At 54.4% G+C, this 19,841-nt stretch carries 16 protein-coding genes; 11 read left to right on the forward strand and 5 right to left on the reverse strand.

Annotation, left to right across the window (positions count from 1 at the left end; all coding sequences use genetic code 11):
- Nucleotides 1-37 precede the first annotated feature (37 nt).
- From JF44_RS0102625 to JF44_RS0102670, 10 genes are all read left to right on the forward strand, one after another.
- Nucleotides 38-760 (forward strand): polyamine aminopropyltransferase, encoded by a 723-nt coding sequence (locus JF44_RS0102625; RefSeq protein ID WP_033067379.1) that lies wholly within the window; start codon nt 38-40, stop codon nt 758-760.
- 13 nt (nt 761-773) lie between these two features.
- Nucleotides 774-1,208 (forward strand): hypothetical protein, encoded by a 435-nt coding sequence (locus JF44_RS19810; RefSeq protein WP_052065391.1) that lies wholly within the window; start codon nt 774-776, stop codon nt 1,206-1,208.
- A gap of 72 nt (nt 1,209-1,280) precedes the next feature.
- Nucleotides 1,281-1,922, forward strand: a complete 642-nt coding sequence (gene thiE / locus JF44_RS0102635; RefSeq protein ID WP_033067380.1) for a thiamine phosphate synthase — start codon at nt 1,281-1,283, stop codon at nt 1,920-1,922.
- Nucleotides 1,923-2,115: 193 nt separating this feature from the next.
- Nucleotides 2,116-2,682 (forward strand): elongation factor P, encoded by a 567-nt coding sequence (efp, locus tag JF44_RS0102640; RefSeq protein WP_033067381.1) that lies wholly within the window; start codon nt 2,116-2,118, stop codon nt 2,680-2,682.
- A 67-nt stretch (nt 2,683-2,749) separates the two neighbouring features.
- Nucleotides 2,750-3,559, forward strand: coding sequence for an inositol monophosphatase family protein (locus JF44_RS0102645; RefSeq protein WP_202901467.1), 810 nt, complete (start codon nt 2,750-2,752; stop codon nt 3,557-3,559).
- 265 nt (nt 3,560-3,824) lie between these two features.
- Entirely contained in the window at nt 3,825-5,003 is a 1,179-nt protein-coding gene (locus JF44_RS0102650) for an OmpA family protein (protein ID WP_033067383.1), read from the forward strand.
- Nucleotides 5,004-5,015: 12 nt separating this feature from the next.
- Nucleotides 5,016-6,200, forward strand: coding sequence for a hypothetical protein (locus JF44_RS0102655; RefSeq protein ID WP_052065393.1), 1,185 nt, complete (start codon nt 5,016-5,018; stop codon nt 6,198-6,200).
- Nucleotides 6,201-6,204: 4 nt separating this feature from the next.
- On the forward strand, nt 6,205-7,389 hold the full coding sequence (locus tag JF44_RS0102660) for a peptidoglycan -binding protein (RefSeq protein ID WP_033067384.1): 1,185 nt from the start codon (nt 6,205-6,207) through the stop codon (nt 7,387-7,389).
- Between the two features lie 160 nt (nt 7,390-7,549).
- Entirely contained in the window at nt 7,550-8,509 is a 960-nt protein-coding gene (locus JF44_RS0102665; protein ID WP_156111570.1) for a hypothetical protein, read from the forward strand.
- 278 nt (nt 8,510-8,787) lie between these two features.
- Nucleotides 8,788-9,987: a benzoate/H(+) symporter BenE family transporter gene (locus JF44_RS0102670; RefSeq protein WP_033067386.1), complete on the forward strand. Its 1,200-nt coding sequence runs from the start codon at nt 8,788-8,790 to the stop codon at nt 9,985-9,987.
- A gap of 32 nt (nt 9,988-10,019) precedes the next feature.
- Here the strand turns inward: JF44_RS0102670 and JF44_RS0102675 are convergent, their stop codons facing one another.
- The 5 genes from JF44_RS0102675 to JF44_RS0102695 all read right to left on the reverse strand — a co-directional run bounded on the left by JF44_RS0102675 (nt 10,020) and on the right by JF44_RS0102695 (nt 15,921).
- Nucleotides 10,020-11,792 carry a SulP family inorganic anion transporter gene (locus JF44_RS0102675; RefSeq protein ID WP_033067387.1) on the reverse strand — a complete coding sequence of 591 codons (1,773 nt, stop codon included), beginning with the start codon at nt 11,790-11,792 and terminating at the stop codon, nt 10,020-10,022.
- 67 nt (nt 11,793-11,859) lie between these two features.
- Nucleotides 11,860-13,533, reverse strand: a complete 1,674-nt coding sequence (locus JF44_RS0102680; protein ID WP_033067388.1) for a bifunctional protein tyrosine phosphatase family protein/NAD(P)/FAD-dependent oxidoreductase — start codon at nt 13,531-13,533, stop codon at nt 11,860-11,862.
- 24 nt (nt 13,534-13,557) lie between these two features.
- Nucleotides 13,558-14,442: an MBL fold metallo-hydrolase gene (locus JF44_RS0102685; RefSeq protein ID WP_033067389.1), complete on the reverse strand. Its 885-nt coding sequence runs from the start codon at nt 14,440-14,442 to the stop codon at nt 13,558-13,560.
- A 234-nt stretch (nt 14,443-14,676) separates the two neighbouring features.
- On the reverse strand, nt 14,677-15,330 hold the full coding sequence (locus JF44_RS0102690; protein WP_033067390.1) for a Crp/Fnr family transcriptional regulator: 654 nt from the start codon (nt 15,328-15,330) through the stop codon (nt 14,677-14,679).
- A gap of 144 nt (nt 15,331-15,474) precedes the next feature.
- Nucleotides 15,475-15,921 (reverse strand): VOC family protein, encoded by a 447-nt coding sequence (locus JF44_RS0102695; RefSeq protein ID WP_033067391.1) that lies wholly within the window; start codon nt 15,919-15,921, stop codon nt 15,475-15,477.
- Between the two features lie 391 nt (nt 15,922-16,312).
- Between JF44_RS0102695 and JF44_RS0102700 the strand changes: the two genes are divergently transcribed.
- Nucleotides 16,313-19,801 carry an indolepyruvate ferredoxin oxidoreductase family protein gene (locus JF44_RS0102700; protein ID WP_033067392.1) on the forward strand — a complete coding sequence of 1,163 codons (3,489 nt, stop codon included), beginning with the start codon at nt 16,313-16,315 and terminating at the stop codon, nt 19,799-19,801.
- Nucleotides 19,802-19,841: the final 40 nt, after the last annotated feature.

Raw genomic sequence — 19,841 nt, forward strand, 5'->3', positions numbered from 1 at the left:
TCCCAACACGCGCCATCAAGCAGACAGGAGCCCGGCTGTGAGCCTTTTGTTCAAGGAACTCGATTATCGGCCAACCCCGATGGGGGTTTTAAGCCTGCGTCGCCGACGTGAGCTCAGCCTTGATATCGATGTTTATGAAATCAAGCTTGATGAAGAATATCTGATGTCGAGCCTGTTTACCGATGCCGAGATCGCGCTGGCCGATTTGGGGCTGGCGGAACTTGATCGCGACAACCTCGATGTTGTCGTTGGCGGATTGGGGCTGGGATATACTGCCAAGGCCGCCCTTGATAACCCCAAGACCGGCAAACTGACCGTGCTTGATACCCTGCCCGAGGTGATCGAATGGCACCACGAAGGGTTGCTGCCACTGGGCGAGCAACTTTCAAACGACCCGCGCTGTGCCCTAGTGCATGGGGATTTCTTTGCTGCGTCGCTTTCTGATACGCCGGGCATGAACCCAAAAGCCCCTGAGACCCGCCATGATGCCATTCTTTTGGATGTTGATCATTCGCCGGGCAATGTTTTGCACGAAGACCACAAGCGCCTTTACACCAAGGACGGCCTGACCAAACTGGCAAGCCACATCGTTCCCGGTGGTATCTTTGCCCTGTGGTCGACCGAACTGCCCGAACCATGGTTTGAAGAAAACCTTCAGGCCGCGTTTGACACCATCCGGGCTGAAGTGATTACCTTCAAGCATCCCCTGATTGATCGCGAAGACATCAACACGGTCTTTGTGGCACGCACACCGGTGTGAGTTTCGATTGGAAATGAACAGGTTTCCCGATCATATCATTCGCATTCATGGCATCACCGGCGCAAGGTCCGCCTGCCGCGTGATGGGCGCACGCCCCTTTGTATTGCTGTCGCCGGAAAAGGCCGCCCTGTCACACGGGGCACAATGGTTTGCCGACCTGATCAAATTGATATCTGAAGAATTTCCCGACAGCACGTTCACAACCATTCTTGATTGCCGGGGGCGCGTATCCGGGGCATTGACGGCAATTGAAATCGGCCTTGATGGGGTGATTGTCGATCCCCTGCCCGACGATCCGGTTGACCGCCTGCAGGACATGGGTCGCCAAGCGCGATGCACGGTTGTGACCGAACTACCCCCCCAGAACGCCATATATGAAATGCGTGATGACCTGCTGCCGGACGGGGAACTGGATCGACGATTGCAAGAGTATCTTGGCGACGCGTGATCATTGTCTGCGATTGCCAAAACCCGTGTCAGGGGTTACATAACACGCAGGAAATCATCAGGAATTATCATCGTGAATTCAGACGAACTTGCCGGTCTTTATCTTCTGACCCCGCCGAAAATAGAACTTGCGTCCTTTGGCGAACGGCTCAAGTCCGTGCTTGATACCGGCGCGGTTGACTGTCTTCAGTTGCGCTTAAAAGATGTCAGCGACGATGAAATCCGCACCGCAATTGATGCCATCCTGCCGATGTGCGCAGATCGCGATATTCCGCTGATCCTGAATGATCGTCCTGATATTGCCAAAAAATCCGGCTGCGATGGTGTGCATGTTGGCGAGGACGACGCCAGCTATGACGAAGCGCGTGCAATCATGGGCGAAGAACATATCGTTGGTGTGTCATGCTATGACAGCCGCCACAAGGCGATGGTTCTTGGTGACAAGGGGGCTGATTATGTGGCCTTTGGCGCGTTCTATCCGACCCAAACCAAAGACGCAAAAACCAGCGTCACGACAGAAATCCTCGAAATCTGGACGACCTTTACCACCGTGCCCTGTGTCGCGATTGGCGGCATTACGGCCGAAAACGTTGCCCCCATCGTTCTGGCCGGGGCCGATTTCATTGCGGTCACCGGTGGTGTCTGGAACCACCCTGATGGACCGGAAGCCGGGGCAAAGGCGATCAAGGCCGCAATTGCCGCGACCGACATCTAACCGCCGACATTCGGAAACGGCTTGGCAGGCAATTATTTGTCCAAGCCATGCGCGAATGACGGGGTGTTATGCGCGCAATCCCTGATCAATCTGCTTGCAGCAAAACAGGCAAACTGATAGGTAAGGCCCCTGAAATGGGGCGCTTGCCCCTTATTGCATTGTGAATCTGTGATCTGAAAGAACGGTTGGTGCCATGAAAATCAACGGCAACGAAATCCGTCCGGGTAACCTTATCGAACATAAAGGTGCCCTGTGGCGTGCAGTAAAATGCCAGGCTGTGAAGCCGGGTAAAGGCGGTGCTTTTAACCAGGTTGAACTCAAAGACATTCGTACCGGCACCAAGCTGAACGAACGTTTCCGCGCATCGGAAACCGTCGAGAAGGTTCGCCTTGAGCAGAAAGAATACACCTACCTGTTTGCTGATGGTGACATGATCACCTTTATGGACAGCGAAACCTTTGACCAGATCACAGTAAATTCCGACCTTGTTGGCGAAGCTGCTGTTTATCTTCAGGATGGCATGGTTGTGACCATCGAATCCTTTGAAGGTGAGTCCCTTGGCGTGACGCTGCCTGAGCATGTTGTCTTTGAAATCGTCGAAGCCGATGCTGTCGTCAAAGGTCAGACCCAATCTTCATCTTTCAAACCGGCTGTTCTTGAGAACGGTGTTCGAGTGATGGTGCCCCCGCATATTGAATCGGGTACGCGCATTGTCGTGAACACGGTTGAAGGCACCTATGTCGAGCGTGCCAAGGACTAAGGGCATCTCTGCTCTCTGGTTTTAGGGCCGCTGGCCTTATTTTAACTCATTTATCGGGAGATATGCCGTGCGAGGCGCCGCCCGTCGTTCTGCGAATATCAACGTTATGTACAAGGCTGTCGAAAAGGCAGCCTATGGACTGAAACGCGACTTCGGTGAAGTCGAAAACCTTCAGGTATCGATGAAAGGCCCGGCAGATTTCGTATCTGCGGCTGATCACCGTGCCGAAAAACGCCTGCGTGAAGAGCTTGAGCGTTCGCGCCCGGGCTATGGCTTCCTGATGGAAGAAGGTGGCGAGATCAAGGGTTCCGACCCTGAGCATCGCTGGATCATTGATCCGCTTGATGGCACCACCAACTTCCTGCATGGCATTCCGCATTTTGCCATTTCGGTTGCCCTGCAGAAGGGCAACGAAATCATCGCTGGCATGATCTATGACGTTGCCAAGGATGAATGCTATTGGGCGGAAAAAGGCGTTGGCGCGTTTCTTGACAACCGCCGCCTGCGCGTGTCGGGCCGTCGTCGTTTGAACGAATGTGTTCTGGCCTGCGGCGTACCGCATCTGGGCCATGGCGATCATGCTGTTTTCGAAAAACAGCTGCATTCTGTCATGGACCGTTGTGCCGGTGTGCGCCGCATGGGGGCCGCATCGCTTGATATGGCTTATGTCGCGGCTGGTCGTTTTGACGGTTACTGGGAATCTCACCTTAATGCGTGGGACATTGCTGCCGGTATTATCCTGATCTCTGAAGCAGGTGGTTACATCCGCGACGAGAAAGGCGGCACCAACATGCTGTCAACGGGAAGCGTGGTTGCCGCCAACGACTATATCCAGCCAGTGCTGGCCAAAACGCTTAAAAAGGCAATTGCGGACTAACATCCGGCTTTTGTTACTGTTTTTTGAAAGGGGTGCTTCGCAATTTGCCGAAGCGCCCCTTTTGCGTTATCGGTCAAAGCGGTTGTCCATCACCTGTCTCTAAGCTATGGTGCAAGGGACTGCGTGGCCTGACAACAGACCCGCGCACGACGGGGGGGCATTCGGAAAGTTTACCGGTGCCTAATGATCGACACAAAACTGTGTGAAATAGAACAACGTTGGCAAAACGATTTCAAACACAGGGTATTAAGGGGCCTGCGATTTGATGAAGGGGTATTCCAAGATTTCGGTGCTTGCGATGATGGCCGCACTGGGCACAACTGTGCTTGTGGCGCGCGACGTTTCCGCACAACAATACTCCCCCGTATCGGTTAACAACAGCGTTCAGGTCAACTGGGACGTTGCCGACGGTTACGGCGGGCAGCCAACAGTACCGCAATATCTTTCATCCAACGTTTCACGCGATCATATCGTGATGCCCGGCGGGGATTTGATTTTCCCGGAAACCAAACCGAAATCAGCCTTCCTTGCCAGCGAACAATTTGCCTATGCAGGCGGATCAGGCAACGATGACGGTGGATTTGAGACCGTTGTTATTGACGGATCGAGTGGCGGCAGCGCCTTTCCGACCCAATCCGAATTTTATGGGGTTCCGGGTGTTTCCGCGTCTGCCCCCGCACCCAGAATGGACCCCGGCAGCGACGATGGTGCCAATCAGACGATTGTCATGACCCAGCCGGAACCAACTGCAGCGCCGCGCAGCAAACCAGCCGCACCAACCGTCGCGGCAAGCAGCAGTGCCTCAAACGCACCCACACCGCTGACCAAACCAGAACCGGCACCGGCGTCTGCACCGGCACCCGCGCCAGAACCAGAAATAACCGAAACGGCTGACGCACCGCCGGCTCCAGCCCCGGCCCCTGCTGCGCCTGCGGCACCGGAAGTTGAACCGATCAACAATACTCCGGAAGCCCCCGCAGCCCCCGCACCCGATACAACCCAACCCGCAACCGAGATGGCCGATAGCCCGGCCCCAGTTGCCGAACAACCTGCACCGGCAGCTCCGGCCCCGGTGGCAGAAGAAGCATCCATTCCGCCTGAAACGGCACCGGAACCGATGCCGTCCACGGGTGCTGATGAATATAGCCTTGGCTTTGCCGCCGAGAGCTTTGAACTTAGCCAGGCCGCAATCGGTCAGCTTGATCAGGTGATCGCAGCAATGGGGCAGGATGACAGTCTTCGCATTCAGTTGCAGGCCTATGCCGCAGGTGATGGCGCAAATGCATCAAAAGCACGTCGCCTGTCACTGTCGCGTGCCTTGCAGGTCCGTTCCTATCTGATCGACAAGGGTGTGCGTTCCACGCGCATTGATGTTCGTGCGCTCGGCGCGAATGTTCCGTCCGGCCCGTCAGATCGTGTCGATATCAAAACCGTTCAACGCTAGGATTAATCCGTTATGAGCAGCAATACGGCAACTGGCACGGGAGCACTCCCGCCCATTACCAAGCCCGGAAATTATCTGACACGCATGGCAATTTTTGTTGCCATCATTGCCGGGGTTGGTGCCCTGCTGTTTCCGGCCTTGTCGGACGCCTTTATGGCCAATGCTGTTCTTAATGGCCTGATCCTTGGTGTATTTGTGGTGGGTGTGATTTACACCTTCCGTATGGCTGCCAGCCTGTCGCCCGAAGTGACGTGGATCGAAGATTTCCGGCGTTCGCGTCCCGGCCTGACATCGCAGGTACCGCCAAAACTTCTGGCGCCGATGGCCAGCATGATGGCCGAACAGCGCCGCGATCGCCCGCAGCTTTCGACCACATCGACCCGGACCATCCTTGATTCCATCCGTTCGCGCCTTGATGAAAGCCGTGAATTGTCGCGCTATGTCGTCGGTCTTCTGGTGTTCCTTGGCCTGCTTGGCACGTTCTGGGGCCTGCTGCAAACCGTGAACTCGGTTGCGGGTGTAATCAGCAACGTCAATGTCGGCAGCGGATCGAATATGGATCTTTGGTTCTCGGAACTTAAAGAGGGTCTCGCCGAACCGCTGAGCGGCATGGGCACGGCGTTCTCGTCCTCTTTGTTTGGTTTGGCAGGTTCACTGGCTCTGGGCCTTCTGGACATGCAGGCCGGTCAGGCACAGAACCGCTTCTTTAACGATCTTGAAGAATGGCTTTCAAGCTTTACCCGCCTTGGTTCGGGTGGTGGCATTTCCGATAGCGAGCAATCGGTTCCGGCCTATCTTTCGGCCCTGATCGAACAGATGGCCGATAATATGGAAGGGTTGCAAAACTCCATCCAGCGGTCGGAAAGCTCGCAGATCAAATCGCATAACACATTGATTGATCTGGCAGACAAGCTTTCCACCCTGACCGATCAGATGAAGGCCGAACAACAATTGATGGTCAAGCTGGCCGAAAACCAAATGCATCTTAAACCGGTGCTGGATCAGCTTGCAGACTCGATGAAAATGGGCAGCTTCGGGATTGATGACAATACCCGGGCGCACATCCGTTCGCTTGATAATACGCTTGCCCGTGTTGGCGAAGAGCTGACCATGGGCCGTCAGCAATCCACACAGGAAATCCGAAGCGAAATCAAGCTTCTTGCCCGTACCATCGCCGCCATCGCCGAGGAGGGCTGATCGCATGATCGGGCTTTCGCGCCGTCGTAACCGCGATGTAAATACCTGGCCGGGCTTTGTCGATGCGCTTGCCACGCTTTTGATGGTGATCATCTTTCTTCTGATGATCTTCGTCATTGCGCAGGTCTATCTGGGTGCCGCCCTTTCGGGACGTGATGAAGCCCTTAGCGATTTGACCGCACAGGTCAACGAACTGACCAACCTTCTGTCGCTTGAACGTGGCAATAATCAGCGCATGGAACTTGAGCTCACGCAATTGACGACCGAGCTTTCCAACACCGCAGATCAACGTGATGATCTGCGGGCACGTGCGGCCACCCTTGCCGATCAGTTGGCTGCTGCCGAACTTTCGGCTGATGAGATTGAACAGAAACTTCTGGCTGCGCTGGCCTCCCTTGAAGACAAGGAGGCCGATCTTTCCGAGCTTCGCGAAAGCACCGATGCGACAATTGAGACGCAGGAAAACCGTATCGAAGATCAGGAAACCCGGATTGACGAACTCTCTGCCCTTCTGGCATCGCGTGCAGCCGAACTTGAAGATCAAAAAAACCTGAGCGAAGAAGCACAAGCACAAGTCGCAGCCCTTAATCAGCAGATGCTGGCCCTGCGCCAACAGCTTGCCAGCATTCAGGATGCACTTGAAGCATCCGAACGTGAAAACGAAGCAAAAGACGCCCAGATCGTTAATCTGGGTAACCGCCTGAACGCCGCCCTTGCGACCAAGGTTGCCGAATTGCAGCGTTATCGTTCGGAATTTTTTGGACGCCTGCGCGAAGTGCTTGGGGATCGTCAGGACATCCGGGTGGTTGGCGATCGCTTTGTCTTCCAGTCCGAGGTTCTGTTTGGCTCCGGCTCGGCTGATCTTGGTGAACAAGGTCAGGAACAGCTTGCCAAACTGGGGCAGACCCTGACGACGATTGCATCGGAAATTCCCGATGACATTGATTGGGTGATGCGTGTGGACGGGCACACGGACAAGGTGCCGATCCGTAACCTTCAGTTCGCATCGAACTGGGAACTGTCGTCAGCCCGTGCGATTTCGGTGGTCAAATTCCTGATCGAACAGGGTGTGCCGCCCAACCGTCTGGTTGCTGCTGGCTTTGGCGAATACCAGCCCCTTGATAACCGCGATGATGAAATCGCCTATCGCCGCAACCGCCGGATCGAGTTCAAGATCACCGAACGGTAGATTGCAACAACAAACACCGCCAGATTGCCAAATCACAGAAGCAGCCCTAAACAATTTGGGGCTGCTTTTTTCTATTCTAAAACTATTAAAAGTAGATTTAGCAATCTGTTCTACGCATACTTACCGACGGGACAAAGCAAACAACAATATGAGGTAAGGCATGCTTTTGCGATCGGTAGCTCTATCGTTATCAGCAATTATGTTATCGGCGTGTGTGACGGATGGCGGGCCAAGAGACGTTTCAGGGCGTTCTTTGAAACTGGAGAAACTTGGTGGATTTCAGCCTGCTGAAAGCAGGTTCAATACCTTTATGTTTCTGGAACCTTCCAAAAAGTACATTACGAACTCAACACAGCGAAACAATGGTCAAGGCTGGAGCGAAACCGTCATCTGGGACGGAAGCCGATCGTTCATAGAGATCGAGTACATCAATAGCGCGTGGTTTTCACGCAGCACTGAAGACAGGATGCTGGACGTCGAAAACTTCGACGTTATCGCAAACCGCTATTCGATCCCTACAGACGCCTATGTAGAGCTTGATCAAGTATCGCCGCGAACCAAGGGATGGATCGCATCAACGCCTGAATGCAAAGTTGGACAATTTGCCAAACGCTTCAAAAAAGCCACGCCATACGACAATGATCGCGGTTATTCCGATGCTGTCGTAACATTTGGCACTTGCAGTGATAAACTCCTGGTTTCTGCCGAAACGTTGGCGCAGAAAATTGGTCTGATGAATGATTCTGACAGGGAAAAAATTATCGCGGCATTTAGTAACGTTGAACCACTTAAACTGCCCAAGAAACCCGAACCGCCGCAAGAATTAACGCGCTTGACCGGCAGTTGGCAAGGTGTCACAGAGAACCTTGAAGGACGGGCGTCGATCAAGGGGGCCGCGCAGTACGAATTTAGTCTCGAACTCGCGACAACGGGCACAAGTTGTAGCGGCTCCGCCATTACAGATGAATCATCGAAGACCAACGGAACCTGGTCGTTAAGCTGTGACGATGGCATGTTTGCCGATGGCATCTGGACGAACCGGCGAGACGCAAGATTTCATCGCAAGCGGGGCAGACGCGGAAAAACGCGCAATCCTGTTCAAGTTATTGCCCTGATTTAGAAACACTTCCTGACATAAACAAACTCCCGCCGGATTGTTCTGGCGGGGGTTCATTGATACGTGACAGGCCAACGGTGACTTGCGAAGGTTCGGTCACAACGCGCCGTTTCCAACGCCATAGCTGCGCACTTTCTGCGAGATCATCACATTATGCCTTGATCCACTGTTGAGGATCAGAACCTATGGATATTGCTTTTTCGCTGGTCCGATTTATGGCTTCTCGCTAGGGTCACCGGGTTTGCTGCCACTGCGAAACTTTTCCCTTCTGTGGAGCCCATATGCTGCGTGATATTTCGCCCCAAAGTATTTTCATGGGCCTTTTGGCCGGGTTTGTTGGATCTGCCAGTTCGTTTGCCGTTGTTCTGCAGGGGCTGAGTGCTGTGGGGGCTACGCCGGATCAGGCGGCATCGGGCCTGATGGCACTTTCGATTTCCATGGGGCTTTGCGCGATATTCCTGTCGCTTAAGACCCGTCTTCCAATCAGCATTGCCTGGTCAACACCGGGGGCGGCACTCCTTGCGACATCCGGCGCGATTGGCGGTGGCTTTGCGGTCGCGGTTGGCGCGTTTATCGTCTGTGCGGTTTTGATCATCATCAGTGGTGTTTGGAAACCGCTTGGCCGTGCAGTTGCGGGTATCCCTGCCCCACTTGCCAATGCGATGCTGGCCGGTGTGTTGCTTGGGCTGTGTCTGGCGCCGGTGAAGGCGGTCGCCTTTGATCCGCTTCTGGGGCTTCCGATTGCAATTGCATGGATTGTTGTTGGGCGGTTTAACCGCTTGCTGGCTGTGCCTGCGGCCCTTGTTGCCTTTATCGTTGTCATCTTTTTTGGGGTGGATTTCCCGGAAAACGCGATGGCTGATTTGAGCCATGCCATCGCCCCGCCCGTTGAATTTGTCATGCCGGAATTCACATTGACCGGGTTGATTGGCATTGCACTGCCGCTATTCATCGTCACCATGGCATCGCAAAACATTCCGGGCACCGCCGTTTTGCGCGCCAATGACTATGATACGCCACCGGGACCGCTGTTTACGGTAACAGGTATATTCTCGTTGCTATCGGCCCCGTTTGGCGGCCATGCGGTTAACCTTGCCGCCATCACAGCCGCCCTGTGCGCGGGCAAGGATGCACATCCCGATCCCGCCAAGCGATACTGGGCAGCCGTTTCTGGCGGTGTTTTTTATATCGTGTTTGGATTGCTCGCAGGCCTTGTCACAGCATTCATCAGCCTCGCACCGGGTATCCTGATTGAAGCGGTCGCGGGTCTTGCCCTGATCGGGGCGTTTGCCGGGTCGGCCGTTGCGGCATTCAAGGAAGAAGACGGTCGTGAAGCGGCGGCTGTGACCTTTATCGTGACCGCTGCGGGTTTAAGCTTTTATGGCATATCAGGCGCATTCTGGGGCCTGCTTGCCGGAGGATTGATTTATTTCCTGACGCATTTGCGCAATGGCCGGAATGGCGGAAAAACACCGGACTGATCCGCAGCCCGGTGTTCCCGGTGTTGGATGCCTCAAACCAGTTTGATTTTTGGTTCGGTTGTTTCGTCTGAATCAGGCCCGTTCATCTGCTCGTCGGCAAGTTTCGTAGCCGCATCAAACTGCGACAGGAAAACCTCGCCTGTAAGTTCATCAAGGAAATGCGCATTTTTCAGGCGATCCATCACCGGTCCCTTGATTTCGGACATATGCAGGGAAATGCCCATCTCTTTTAAGCGGTGATTGATGGCCTCAAGCGATTCAAGCGCACTGAGATCAATCTCGTTAACCGCGGAGCACATCAGAATAACGTGCTTCAAATTCTTGCAGCCCACGACCCTGTCATAGAGGTAGTCCTCAAGATAACGGGCATTGGCGAAATACAGGCTTTCATCGATGCGGATGGTGAGTACCGACGGACTGGTAATCACCTTATGGCGCAAGATATTTCGGAAATGCTGGGTATCGGGGACCAAGCCGACCTCGGCAATATGCGGACGCGAGGTTTTATAAAGGAACAACCCAATCGACAGCACCACACCGGCGGTTACGCCAACCTCAACCCCAAGACCAAGCGTCAGAAGGATGGTTGCCAGAACCGCGATGAAGTCTGCCTTGGAGTACTGCCAACTGGTTTTCAGGATCGAGAAATCGACCAGTGACAGCACTGCAACAATGATTGTGGCCGCCAGCGTCGCCTTGGGCAGGAAATAAACCAGCGGGGTCAGCGCCACTGCCGCAATTGCCAAACCAACGGCGGTAAAGGCCCCGGCAGCAGGTGTTTGCGCCCCGGCATCGAAATTCACGACCGAGCGGGCAAAACCGCCCGTGACCGGATAGCCGCCCGTAAAGCCCGCACCGATATTGGCCGCCCCCAGACCAATCAATTCCTGATCCGGGTTAATGCGTTGGCGGCGCTTGGCCGCAAGTGTCTGGGCGACCGAGATCGATTCAACAAACCCAATCACGGAAATCAGGATCGCTGGCACCAAAAGGTCGGCCATCAGTCCCGGGCTGAAATCCGGCATGGTAAGTGGCGGCAAACTTTGCGGCACGGTCCCGACGACTTTAACGCCCTTGTCGGCCAGACCGAGATACCAGGTTACCGCCGTGGTGGCAAAAACGGCAAAGACCGGCCCGGCCTTGGTCAGGATATCGGACGAACGTGCCCCCAAACCCAGTTTAAGCAACGCAGGCTTAAGGCCCTTGCGCACCCAGAACAGAAAGCCGGTGGCACAGATGCCTATGATCAGGGTCGTCTGATTGGTTTCAGGAATATGGGCAATCAATGACGTCACGATTTCCCAAAGATTATGCCCACCGGCATCAACACCCAGAATATGTTTGAGCTGACTGGCGGCAATGATCATTCCCGATGCGGTAATAAAACCGGCAATCACCGGGTGCGACAGGAAGTTGGCGAGAAACCCGAGTTTGAACACCCCCATCGCCAAAAGGATCGCGCCGGAAAACACAGCAAGCGTCAGGGCGGCCAGTGCATACCCCATGGTGCCGGTTTGCGCGATATTGCCAACTGCAGCCGCTGTCATCAAAGAAACGACCGCCACCGGCCCGACCGCAAGCGCGCGGCTGGTGCCAAAGATGGCATAAAGAATGATCGGCGCGATAGAGGCATACAAGCCCGCCTCGGGCGGCAGACCGGCCAGCAGCGCATAGGCAAGCGATTGCGGAATGAGCATGATCGTCACGATCACGGCTGCAATCATGTCATTGCCAAAAGCCGTCCGGTCATAGGTCCGTCCCCAATCAAAAATCGGGACATATTTCTGCAGCATGTTCAGGCGCATTGATCGATCTCTTTAGACCTGAGTTAACCCAAGGCAGCATTCATCACTGCCTTGGGCGAAGGGTGTTTTACTTGCTTGTGACTTTTTCAGGCTTGGCCAGCCATTCCTTGCCGCGCAGCATTGCCTTCCAATAAATTGGTGGAAGGATCTTTTCCTTAAGCAGCCAGGCCAATCGCGACGGCTGCGTGCCATTGATCAGCCATTTCGGGAAAGATGGCAAAAGCGTTCCGCCATAGCCGAACTCGGCCAGAACAATGCGGCCACGTTCCACCGTCAACGGACAGGACCCATAGCCGTCATACTGCGCAACTGGCGATTTACCATCGATATCGGCGACAATGTTTTCGGCAACCACCGGTGCCTGTTTACGCGCTGCTGCAGCGGTTTTGGCATTGGGTGCGTTCATCACATCGCCCAGCGACCAGATGTTGCTAAACGACTTGTGGCGAAGCGTTGCCTGATCGACATCCACCCACCCAGCCGTATCGGCCAGCGGGGAGACACGAATAAAGTCCGGGGCCACCTGCGGCGGGCAGACATGAATCATGTCAAAGGACTTCTCGATGCGTTCAACCTTGGTGTCGGGCTTGGCAACATCGAACCAGGCCTTTTTCGCCTGACCATCAATCGCCACCAGATTGTGGAAGAAATTAAGATGGGCATCGTATTTCTTCACATAGCTTTCAAGGGCGGGAACATAGTCCTTAACCCCGAACAGCACACCACCGGCATTGCAGAAATCGATATCAATGTTTTTAAGAACACCGTTGCGATGCCAGTGATCGGCTGACAGATACATCGCCTTTTGCGGCGCACCGGCACACTTGATCGGCATTGGGGGCTGGGTAAAGATCGCCTTGCCTTCACGCATCGAGGAAACCAGTTCCCACGTATAGGGTGCCAGATCATAGCGATAGTTCGATGTCACCCCGTTCCGCCCGAGTGTATCGACCAGTCCATCAACCCGGTTCCAGTCAAGCTTAAGCCCCGGGCAAACGATCAGACGGTCATATTTGACCACCCGACAGCCATCGAGAATGACAGCGTCGTCTTGCGGTTCAAACGCGGCAACCGCCGCCTTGATCCAATGCACACCCTTGGGGATCAATGATCCCATGGTCTGGGCTGTGGTGCTGGCTTCAAAAATGCCGCCCCCCACCATGGTCCAGCCCGGCTGGTAATAGTGAATATCGGCCGGGTCAATCACAGCGATCTCAAGACCCGAACGACGTGCCATCAGGCTGGATGCCACGGAAATACCGGCCGCCCCGCCACCGATGACCACGATGTCATATTTCGCATCGCCCTGATCGGTGGGTGTCTTGCCACCATTGACGATACGCCGCACAACACCGCCCATGTCATAGCCTGCGGCCTTGGTAGCACGCAGGATTTCACTGGTATCAAGAATCCCTGCCTGACTTAGGGACCAAAGCGTTGTTGACCGCGTCCCCGTCCGGCAATAGGCAAAGACCGGCTTGGGCAGTTCGTCAAACAGGCGACCGAAGTCGCGGGCATCGTCATCGCTGACCTTGCCTGCGACGATCGGCTGATAACGGACTTCAATGCCGGCTTCCTTTGCCGCGTTTGAAATTTCTTCAAAGGTCGGCTGATCAGATCCTTCGCCGTCCGGCCGGTTGCAGACGATGGAGCGAAATCCAAGCTTGGCGATTTCCGCAACATCGTTTGCGACGATCTGCGGGCTGACAGAGAACCCGCTGCTAATCTTATTGATTTCCATGGCTTTTCCTCACCCGAGTTTTGATTAAAGCCCGTTGACCGGGACCTTCAGCATTTTCTTGCCGCTATTATCCGTCGGCACCTTGCCCGCACGCATATTGACCTGAAGCGACGGAATGATCAGACGCGGCATATCAAGCTGGGCATCGCGTTCGGTGCGGAACTTGATGAAATCTTCGCGGGTCTTGCCTTCGCCAACGTGGATGTTGTGTTTCTTTTCTTCACCGACGGTGGTTTCCCATTTGATGTCCCGGCCGTTCGGGCCGTAATCGTGGCACATAAACAGGCGCATATCGCCCGGCAGGGCGAGAAGTTTCTGAATGCTGTCGTAAAGGGTGCCGGCATCTCCGCCCGGGAAATCGGCACGGGCCGAACCGCCATCGGGCATGAACAGGGTGTCGCCGACAAAGGCAGCATCCCCCATGACATGCACCATGCAGGCCGGGGTATGGCCCGGGGTATAAATAGCAAAGCAGGTCATGGAGCCGATCTGATAGGTATCACCATCTTCAAACAGGCGATCAAACTGGCTGCCATCGCGCTGGAATTCGGTGCCTTCGTTAAATACCTTGCCAAAGGTATCCTGCACGACGGTGATCTTGCTGCCGATGCCAAGTTTGCCGCCAAGCTGTTGCTGAATATAGGGCGCTGCGGACAGGTGATCGGCATGGACATGAGTTTCGATAATCCATTCCAGTGACAGGCCGTTATCCTTGATAAAGGCAATGATGTTGTCTGCATGGCTAAAGGTGATCCGACCGGCCGCGTAATCAATATCCATCACGGAATCGACAACCGCGCAGGCGTTGCTTTCGGGATCCTTGACCACATAGCTGATCGTGTTGGTATCTTCGTCAAAAAAGGCCGTAACTTCGGGTTTTACGGACATGTTTACGGGGTATGAAGACATGAGTTCCTCCTAAACAATTGTGTCTGCGCTGCCCAATGACGGGCTTGCATCGGATGGGGATAAAACGCCTGTCTCCCACCGAATTTGCGGACAAAAAATCTGACTGTTGCCGTTATTTTAAGAATTTGCGATTTGCCTGTCGGTGATGAAGTCACCAAACATCACAATATCAGCACCTAATAATTCTAAAGTTGTAGAACCGCCTGAATTACCGCCAGAATTACCACCGGAATATTAGCTTTCCGCCAGTTTTTGCAGCGGTGCGCGATCAACGAGACGGATGGTGCCGCGCGATTGTTCGATCCAGTCCCGGCGCTGGAACTCCTGAAGCTGACGTGAAATCACTTCGCGTGCGGTGCCAAGTTCGACGGCCAGTTTCTGATGCGTGGCTGAAACGGTATCCTCGCCCCCGGCCAGTTCAATCAGCTTGTGGGCAAGGCGGATATCAAGCTTCTGAAAGGCGATTTCTTCGATGACCATGAACAGATCGGTGATCCGTTTCGAATAGGCGGTAAAGACAAACTGGCGAAACTCAATGGAGTCCGAGACAAGCTTGTCAAACACGGTTCTGGGGATCGCCACCGCACGGGTTTCTGTTTCGGCAATGCCTTCGGCAGAGTAATCTTCATAGGCCAAAAGGCACGCCGTGGTCAGAACGCAGCTTTCCCCGGCATGGACGCGATACAGCACAATTTCACGCCCACCATCTGACGTCTGCTGCACACGTACCGTACCATCAAGCAGCAACAACAGATTTTCCGGTGACTTTCCGGGCCCGAAAATGATCGTATTGGCCGGAACAGTGACAATTTTGCTTTCTTCAACAAGATAGGTTCGGATGTCATCGGGCAAACTTGACAGACCCGGAAACTGGTCAATCCAACTCAAGCCCCTATCCCCCTTTGAAAGCTTTGACTAAAACTACATCACAACTGATGTAAAAGTAAATTATCCCGGATGCAACTGTAGTTTGGCATATTTCCGAAAACGGGCAGCATAATGCTGCCCGTTGGTTGGAACGAAATGGGGGGATCAATCGGGCTGTTTGGACGGGATATGCAGATTGCCCTTGTCGTCAATTTCCCAAAACGGATTAAAGGCCACTTCCCATGCATGGCCGTCCGGATCACGGAAATAGCCGGAATACCCGCCCCAAAATACTTTTTCGGCGGGTTTCTGGATTTTGGCCCCAGCCTTTTCTGCCTGTGCCATCACCTGATCAACTTCTTCTTCGCTGCGCGTGTTATAGGCCAGTGTCAGCCCGGCAAAGCTGGCGCCGGTATCATCCTCAAACTGACCGTCCTTGATCAGATCAGCACGTCCAAACAGGCCAAGGGCAAGACCGTTGGACAATTGATAAAACACCACCTGCCCTTCGACCATTTCGGTCATCTGCCAACCAAGGCCACCTTCGTAAAACCGACGCGACCGATCCAGATCCGCGACGCCAAGGGTAATCAGCGAGACACGCTGTTCCATATTCTGCTCCTGTTTAGAGCACCCAAACCTGGGCGAGGATATCATGTTGTTTTTACCGTTCCGAGGACGGACTCGATGCCCGATGAAATTTCGCAACGCAACAACATCGCAATTTTATTGCGCGTAAATCGGTACCGGAATAAGTAAATAATAAGTTGACCCAACGTCAACCGATACAATCAGGCGTTTTGCTCATTGCGATGCGAGTTATCTTTGAAAAAAGGTCAGCATTCATTACCATTCAAAGCGTGAAAGCGGACCCGCAACCGCATTCAAACACAAAGAACGCAAGGTCATACCGAAACGCTGCAATAACACCCATATGAATAACAGCAGCGCAAAGGGCCCGAAATGACCCCGCATATCAGAGAGATCCCAAGGGAGACCGGTCATGGCACAGCAATTGGCGGCAGTTCAACTTGACGACAAATATACGCTTGAGGAAGGCCGGGTGTATCTTACCGGCATTCAGGCGTTGGTTCGCCTGCCCCTGATGCAGCGCCAGCTTGATGCGCGCGCGGGGCTGAATACCGCAGGCTGCATTTCGGGTTACCGCGGATCGCCACTGGGCGGGCTTGATCAGCAACTTTGGCGCGCCAAGAAGTTCCTGACCAAACAGCAGATAGAATTTCAGGCCGGGGTCAACGAAGACCTTGCAGCCACCGTCGTCTGGGGCAGCCAGCAGGTCAATATGTACAAGGATGCCAAATATGATGGCGTCTTTGGCATGTGGTACGGCAAGGGGCCGGGCGTTGACAGATCCGGCGACGTTTTCAAACACGCCAACCATGCAGGCACATCCCAATATGGCGGGGTTCTGGTTCTGGCCGGTGACGACCACAGTTGCAAATCATCAACCCTGCCCCATCAGACCGAATATGCCTTTATTGATGCGCAAATCCCGGTTCTGAACCCATCCGGTGTTCAGGACATTCTGGACTTCGGTATTCATGGCTGGGCCATGAGCCGTTATTCCGGTTGCTGGGTGGCGATGAAAACCATTGCTGAAACCGTGGAAAGTTCGGCCGCCGCCGATGTTGCCCCGGATCGCATCATGCCGGTGATCCCGACCGATTTCGACATGCCTGAGGGTGGCCTGCATATTCGCTGGCCCGATACGCCCAAGGAACAAGAACATCGCCTGATGAAATACAAGCTTTATGCCGCACTGGCATATGCACGGGCGAACAAGCTGAACAAGACTGTCATCGACAGCCCGAATGCGCGGCTTGGCATCATCACTACCGGCAAGGCATATCTTGATGTCATGCAGGCCTTTGATGATCTTGGCATTTCCGAGGAAGACGCCGCCAAAATCGGCATTCGCGTGCTCAAGGTCGGCATGAGCTGGCCGCTGAACCGCGATGACGTGCGCGAATTCGCCATGGGGCTTGAGGAAATCATCGTCGTTGAGGAAAAACGCGCGGTGATGGAAAATCAGGTCAAGGAACAGCTTTATAACTGGCGTGATGACGCCCGCCCAACCGTGATCGGCAAGTTCGATGAAAAGGGCGACTGGATCCTGCCGTCGATGGATGAACTGACCCCGGCACGCATTGCCGTGGTGCTGGCCGAACGCATCAAACGGTTTTATGACAGCCCGGCCATCCATGAGCGCATTGACTGGCTGGCGGAAAAAGAACGCGAAATCGCCGAACCCCGCCCGGATGTCGCACGCATTCCATGGTTCTGCCCGGGGTGCCCGCATAACAGTTCGACCAAGGTGCCCGATGGCAGCCGTGCCATGGCCGGCATCGGATGCCATTACATGGTCAACTGGATGGATCGTTCGACAGAAACCTTTACCCATATGGGCGGCGAAGGTGCGACATGGATTGGCCAGGCGCCCTTTACCGATACAAAACACGTCTTCCAGAACCTGGGCGATGGGACCTATTACCATTCCGGATCGCTTGCGGTGCGTGCGGCTGTCGCATCAGGTGTGAACATCACCTATAAAATTCTGTTTAACGACGCAGTTGCCATGACCGGTGGCCAGCCCGTAGACGGGCCGCTGACGGTGCCACAAATCACGCGCCAGATGTATGACGAAGGTGCCAAACGCATCATCGTTCTGTCGGACGAGCCCGACAAATACCCGATGGGTGCGGAATTCGCGCCGGGTGTGGATATCCGTCATCGCGATACACTTGACGATACCCAAAAAGAACTGCGTGAAATCGAAGGCGTATCGATCCTGATCTTTGATCAGACCTGTGCTGCGGAAAAACGCCGCCGTCGCAAACGCAAACTTATGGTTGATCCACCCAAGCGGGTGTTCATCAATGATCTGGTCTGCGAAGGCTGCGGCGATTGTGGCGAAAAATCAAACTGCCTTGCGGTTGTGCCGGTCGAAACCGAATTTGGCCGCAAGCGTGCCATTGACCAATCGGCCTGCAACAAGGACTTTTCCTGCCTGAATGGTTTCTGCCCAAGCTTTGTCACCATCGAAGGTGGTGAGTTGCGCAAACCCGAAGCCGCCGCCAAAAGCGGAGATACCAGCAGCGATGCAATCTTTGCCAGCCTGCCACGTCCGACTTTGCCGGCAATTGACGATCCGTGGTCGGTTCTGATTACCGGTGTGGGTGGCACAGGCGTTGTCACCATCGGGGCGTTGCTTGGCATGGCAGCCCATATCGAGGGCAAAGGCATTGTCGGACTTGATATGGCCGGTCTTGCGCAAAAAGGCGGGGCTGTCGTCAGCCATATCCGCTTTGCCCATGATCAAAACAAACTGCATGCCGCACGCATTCCGGCCGGTGAAGCCAATGTGGTGCTTGGTTGTGATCTTTTGGTCGCGGCAAGCTATGAAGGGCTTGCCAAAATGCGTCGCGGTTTTACCAAAGCGGTGATCAACACCCACGAAACCGTCACCGGGGCCTTTACCCACAACCCGGACTTCGAACTTAAAACCAACGAGCATATGAAGGTCATCAATGATGCCTGCGGTGCGGATGGGGTCAAGTTCGTGGAAGGAAGCGACATTGCCACCCGCCTGATGGGCAATTCGATTGCCACCAACCTGTTCATGCTTGGTGTTGCCTGGCAGCAGGGCCTGATCCCGATCAGTGAAGAAGCCCTGATGCAGGCAATTGATCTGAACGGTGTGGCGATTGACATGAACAAGCAGTCCTTCTATTGGGGCCGCCTGTATGCTCATGATCCCAGGCGCGTGATCGAAGTGGTCGGCCCGAATGATGCCGAAGCCCATCCGATTGCAACCGAGCTTTCCGATATCATCGCCAAGCGCCGTGCTTTCCTGACCGATTATCAGAATGCGGCCTATGCAGATCGGTTTACCGCCCTTGTTGATAAGGTCGCAGTAGCCGAAAAACGCCTTGGCGATGAGGATGATCTGGCGCGTACGGTGGCGAAATATTACTTCAAGCTTCTGGCCTATAAGGACGAATACGAGGTCGCACGCCTTTACACCGACCCGGCGTTCCTTAAGAAAGTGACGCAGACCTTCACCGGGGATTACAAGATCAACTTCCATCTGGCACCGCCTGCTGTTGCCGACAAGGATCCGGAAAGCGGTCAGCTTAAGAAATCTGTTTATGGTCCCTGGATGATGAGCGCGTTTCACGTTCTGGCCAAGTTCAAGTTCCTGCGCGGGACGAAACTTGATCCATTCGGTCGCACGCACGAACGCAAGATGGAACGCCAGTTGATTGCAGATTACGAAAAACTGGTAGCAGAGGTCATTGGCGGGCTTGATCATGACAATGTCCGCATTGCCAACGCCCTTCTTGCCCTGCCTGAACAAATTCGCGGCTATGGTCATGTAAAGGATGGCAACATTGCCAAGGTCAAAACGCGCGAAGCCGAACTGCTTGAACAATTCCGCAATCCGCCAGAACACCTTAAGGCGGCGGAATAAAAGATAAATCAAAAGGGCCGCGACATGCGGCCCTTTTGCT

Source organism: Thalassospira australica, assembly GCF_000763295.1.
Classification (GTDB): Bacteria; Pseudomonadota; Alphaproteobacteria; order Rhodospirillales; family Thalassospiraceae; genus Thalassospira; species Thalassospira australica.

Excerpts from the sequence above, each read along its gene's own strand:
- JF44_RS19810 (WP_052065391.1), top strand. The coding sequence starts at position 774 with ATGAACAGGTTTCCCGATCATATCATTCGCATTCATGGCATCACCGGC.
- efp (WP_033067381.1), top strand. The coding sequence starts at position 2,116 with ATGAAAATCAACGGCAACGAAATCCGTCCGGGTAACCTTATCGAACAT.
- JF44_RS0102650 (WP_033067383.1), top strand. The coding sequence starts at position 3,825 with ATGAAGGGGTATTCCAAGATTTCGGTGCTTGCGATGATGGCCGCACTG.
- JF44_RS0102655 (WP_052065393.1), top strand. The coding sequence starts at position 5,016 with ATGAGCAGCAATACGGCAACTGGCACGGGAGCACTCCCGCCCATTACC.
- JF44_RS0102660 (WP_033067384.1), top strand. The coding sequence starts at position 6,205 with ATGATCGGGCTTTCGCGCCGTCGTAACCGCGATGTAAATACCTGGCCG.
- JF44_RS0102665 (WP_156111570.1), top strand. The coding sequence starts at position 7,550 with ATGCTTTTGCGATCGGTAGCTCTATCGTTATCAGCAATTATGTTATCG.
- JF44_RS0102670 (WP_033067386.1), top strand. The coding sequence starts at position 8,788 with ATGCTGCGTGATATTTCGCCCCAAAGTATTTTCATGGGCCTTTTGGCC.
- JF44_RS0102675 (WP_033067387.1), bottom strand. The coding sequence starts at position 11,792 with ATGCGCCTGAACATGCTGCAGAAATATGTCCCGATTTTTGATTGGGGA.
- JF44_RS0102680 (WP_033067388.1), bottom strand. The coding sequence starts at position 13,533 with ATGGAAATCAATAAGATTAGCAGCGGGTTCTCTGTCAGCCCGCAGATC.
- JF44_RS0102685 (WP_033067389.1), bottom strand. The coding sequence starts at position 14,442 with ATGTCTTCATACCCCGTAAACATGTCCGTAAAACCCGAAGTTACGGCC.
- JF44_RS0102695 (WP_033067391.1), bottom strand. The coding sequence starts at position 15,921 with ATGGAACAGCGTGTCTCGCTGATTACCCTTGGCGTCGCGGATCTGGAT.
- JF44_RS0102700 (WP_033067392.1), top strand. The coding sequence starts at position 16,313 with ATGGCACAGCAATTGGCGGCAGTTCAACTTGACGACAAATATACGCTT.